1 protein-coding gene and 2 pseudogenes are annotated in these 4,161 nt (G+C 37.6%); 1 reads left to right on the top strand and 2 read right to left on the bottom strand.

The features are described from left to right. Window positions 1-192 precede the first annotated feature (192 nt). Window positions 193-1,848 (top strand): annotated as a pseudogene (locus tag BHE89_RS11140) (putative transporter). A gap of 265 nt (window positions 1,849-2,113) precedes the next feature. Here BHE89_RS11140 and BHE89_RS11135 read toward each other — a convergent pair. Beyond that, the gene (locus tag BHE89_RS11135; RefSeq protein ID WP_069369570.1) at window positions 2,114-3,373 is read right to left on the bottom strand and encodes a valine--pyruvate transaminase; all 1,260 of its coding nucleotides are present in this window, start codon (window positions 3,371-3,373) and stop codon (window positions 2,114-2,116) included. Between the two features lie 170 nt (window positions 3,374-3,543). Next, a pseudogene (locus BHE89_RS11130) lies at window positions 3,544-4,130 on the bottom strand (DNA-3-methyladenine glycosylase I). Between the last annotated feature and the right edge of the window lie 31 nt (window positions 4,131-4,161).

Genomic DNA, 4,161 nt, shown 5'->3' with positions numbered 1-4,161 from the left:
GATTATTAGAATTCAACCTTATTTATTTTAATAAGATATTTTAACTCTATATTTATCTTTCTTATTTTTTTGATCTTTATATATGCTGAATCTGTGCGATAAGACACAGCGAGTTTCTTCGTTCTTTGCCAAAATAGGTTTATCGTTTTAGCTCAAATTTTCTCATTTTTATTTTGGGTACAGGATCTTTTTATGAGTGATATTGCATTAACAATGGTGATGTTGTCATTAGCAGGCGCTCTAGGTCTTTGGATCGGCAATATCAAAATTTATCGGGTCAGCCTAGGGATAGGTGGTGTTCTTTTTGGTGGCATCATTGTTGGTCATTTTGCTCAACAGTATAATTTGTCACTTAATACACAAACCCTTCACTTTATTCAAGAATTTGGGCTTATTCTTTTCGTTTATACTATTGGTATCCAAGTCGGCCCTGGTTTTTTCTCCTCACTACGTGTTTCGGGCTTAAAACTAAACGCCTTTGCCATATTCATTATTCTGCTTGGCTCAATCATAACTGCATCTATTTATCGTCTATTTGACGTTCCTTTACCTATTATATTAGGTATTTTTTCTGGTGCTGTTACCAACACGCCTTCTTTAGGCGCAGGACAACAAATACTGACGGATCTGCATGTCGACCCAACATCTGTGGGGCAAATGGGAATGGGCTATGCCATGGCTTATCCTATGGGGATCTGTGGCATTCTGCTAGTTATGTGGCTTATTCGTGTGTTCTTTAAAATCAATATTGATGAAGAAGCAAAGCCTTTAGCAACCAACAACACAGCACTAAAGATGCGCTACATACTATTAATATTGCGGTTAAAAACCCCAATTTAGATGGCTTATTAATGCAAGATATTCCTTTACTCAATGAAGATGCCATCGTCTGCTCTCGCTTAAAGCGCGGAGATAACATTATGGTACCTATGCCATCAACAATTATTCAGTTGGGAGATTTACTGCATATTGTGGGGTCAAAGGAAGATCTCAATAAGGTACGTCTAGTACTTGGTGAAGAGGTCGATGCTTCACTTTCAACATCAACAAATTTACTGCAATCAGTGCGGGTCGTTGTAACAAATGATTCTGTGCTCAGTAAGCGTTTAAAAGATCTGGATCTTAAAAGAAAATACGATGTCGTCGTCACTCGATTGAACGCGCGGGTATTGAACTGATCCCAAGCAATAATAGTATGTTGCAATTCGGGGATATCCTTAATGTCGTTGGGCGCCTGAATCTATTGAAGCCATTACCGTTCTGCTTGGTAATGCTCGTCAGAAATTAGAACAAGTTCAAATGCTCCCAGTCTTTATTGGTATTGGCTTAGGCGTTTTACTTGGTTCTATTCCTATTTTTATTCCCGGTATTCCTGTGGCACTTAAACTAGGGTTAGCAGGTGGTCCCCTTGTTGTTGCCTTAATTTTAGGGCGTATTGGTACATTTGGTAAGCTCTATTGGTTTATGCCTCCAAGTGCAAACTTAGCATTGCGAGAGCTGGGTATTGTCATGTTTCTTGCGGTGGTAGGGCTAAACTCTGGCGGTGAATTTGTCGAAACATTAATTTATGGTCAAGGCTTGAGTTGGATTGGCTATGGTATTTTGATTACGTTATTACCACTATTAATTGTCGGAGTGGTCGCCAGAGTCTTTTTTAAACTTAATTATTTAAGCCTCTGCGGAATGTTAGCAGGTTCAATGACAGATCCCCCTGCATTAGCCTTCGCAAACTCAATTCATAACTCAAGCGGAGCGGCTGCTCTTTCCTATGCCACAGTTTATCCTTTAGCAATGTTTTTACGTATTATAACACCACAATTAATGGCTCTTATTATATGGACTTTGTAGTAAAAATAATAAATATATTAAATAGTTGAACAAAAATTGTTATCAAAATCCACATTTAGCTTAGCAGAGGGACAATTAAGGCAATGAATGGCTCTTATTTAAGCCATAGATTTTATGAATGTCTGTTTTAATAGTTCTCGTGCTAAGAAATTTAGATTGAGACGGATTGCTAAATTTTTAGTAATCAATTTCTTTCCGTCAAACTTATGCTCAAAAGTCCTCGTTATTGTCTTTGCCCCTTCTTCTCGCTGAAGGGGCATTTTTATTAGATATTCACTGGCTGATAGATATTCTCGAGTTCTTCAGCCAGAATTTTTATTCCTTTTTCAATCAATTCAGGCTCAGGTACGTAATTCATTCGCATACATTGATGAGCGTGATCCCATGTATCTTCTAATCCTGGAAAGAAGTAATGTCCTGGCACCATCAATACACCACGTTTTTTCAGGCGGCGGTAAAGCTCTTCACAAGAAACAGGTAAATCTTTAAACCAAAGCCACAAAAAGATCGCCCCCTCAGGCTTATGGATAAGACAACGTTCTTCAGGTAAATAGCGGCGAATAATATGAATAGTTTCAAGTACTCGTTGATGATAGAAAGGACCTATCACATCTTGGGATAATCGCATTAAATCATCACGTTTTAGCATTTCTAATGCCATTGCAGGCCCAATTCCACCAGGTGCAAGGCTAATAATGCCGTTAACATTTGTAATGGCTGAAATCAGCTCTTCATTGGCGATAATAATGCCACAGCGTGCGCCTGGTAAGCCTAACTTAGACAAACTCATACAAAGGATAGTGTTGTCATTCCAACGAGGTGTTGCCTGAGTAAAAATAATACCCGGAAAAGGAACACCGTAAGCGTTATCGATAATCAGCGGGATATTGTGTCGTTTAGCTAAAGCCTCTAGCTTTTCAACTTCGTCATCTGTAATCACATTACCCGTTGGGTTTGTTGGTCTTGAAACACAAATAGCCGCAATATCATCACTGATTTCAAGATGAGCAAAATCAACATGATATTTAAATTGCCCATTCGGCAACATTTCTATTGTTGGTTTATTCGCAACAAACAGATCTTCTTCTAATCCAGAATCAGCATAACCAATGTATTCAGGAGCGATAGGGAAAAGAATTTTACGTTTTTTCCCACTCTTTGTTGTGCCACCTAATAAATTAAATAAATAGAAAAAAGCACTTTGACTACCATTAGTTAGTGCAATATTTTTCGCCGAAATATTCCAGCCTAGCTTCTCTTTTAAACATGTCGCCAACGCTTGTAACATGGCATCTTTGCCTTGTGGACCATCATAGTTACAGACCGCATCACTTAATGAGCCATTTTCTGTCATCTCTTTAAGTAATTGGCGAAAATAATTATCCATTTCAGGAATATGAGCTGGATTTCCACCACCGAGCATCACAGCTCCGGGTGTGCGTATGCCTTCATTTAAGTCTTGCATCAAGCGAGCAATGCCTGAATGCTGAGCAAACTTTTGCCCAAATTGTGATAGTTGAGTCATCTTTGCAGGTATCTTCTATGTTGCTTTCTCGTTAAGAAACACCATACCGCGAGCTTTAATCTGCATCAATAGTTATAATCGAAATGATAGAATAGTAATATTAATATAATTTTAAATATTGAAATATAAAGCTAAAAGTATTCAAAATTAAAGATAACTCAACTCATATTTTACTTTTTATTGGTGTTTTTAGTCTTATCTTGGTGACAAAAACAAGAGAGAATATGGTCATTTACCATACCAACGGCTTGCATAAAAGCGTAGCAAGTTGTTGTTCCCACAAATTTAAAGCCTTTTTTCTTCAGCGTTTTTGCCATTTTATCTGAGATTTCAGTGGATGCAGGCACTTGAGAGATATCACTCCATTGATTAATGATGGGTTTATCATCCACAAATTGCCAAATAAATTGACTAAAATCTTCACCTTGCGCTTCCATCGCCATAAAAATACGTGCGTTATTGATAATGGCGTTAATTTTTCCTCGATGACGAATAATTGCGGGCTCTTGCAATAAAGCTTCAACTTCTTTATCTGTCATTTTGGCAATTTTTTTCAGGTGAAAAATCAAAAAAAACAGCGACGAAAACCTTCTCTCTTTTTAAGTACGGTATACCAAGATAGCCCCGCTTGTTGACCTTCAAGGCAAATCATTTCAAAAAGCTTATATTTATCTCGCTCAGGTTTACCCCATTCTTCATCATGATATGCCAAATATTCAGGATCATTGGTTACCCAATCGCAACGCTGTTTATTCATTTTCTTATTTCCTTGTTACTAATAACTTTTA

The sequence above is a fragment of the Shigella sp. FC1967 genome, from assembly GCF_001743005.1.
Taxonomy (GTDB): Bacteria; Pseudomonadota; Gammaproteobacteria; order Enterobacterales; family Enterobacteriaceae; genus Proteus.
Note: the sequence above shows the minus strand (reverse complement) of the source record. Positions and strands in the feature narration are given on the sequence as shown.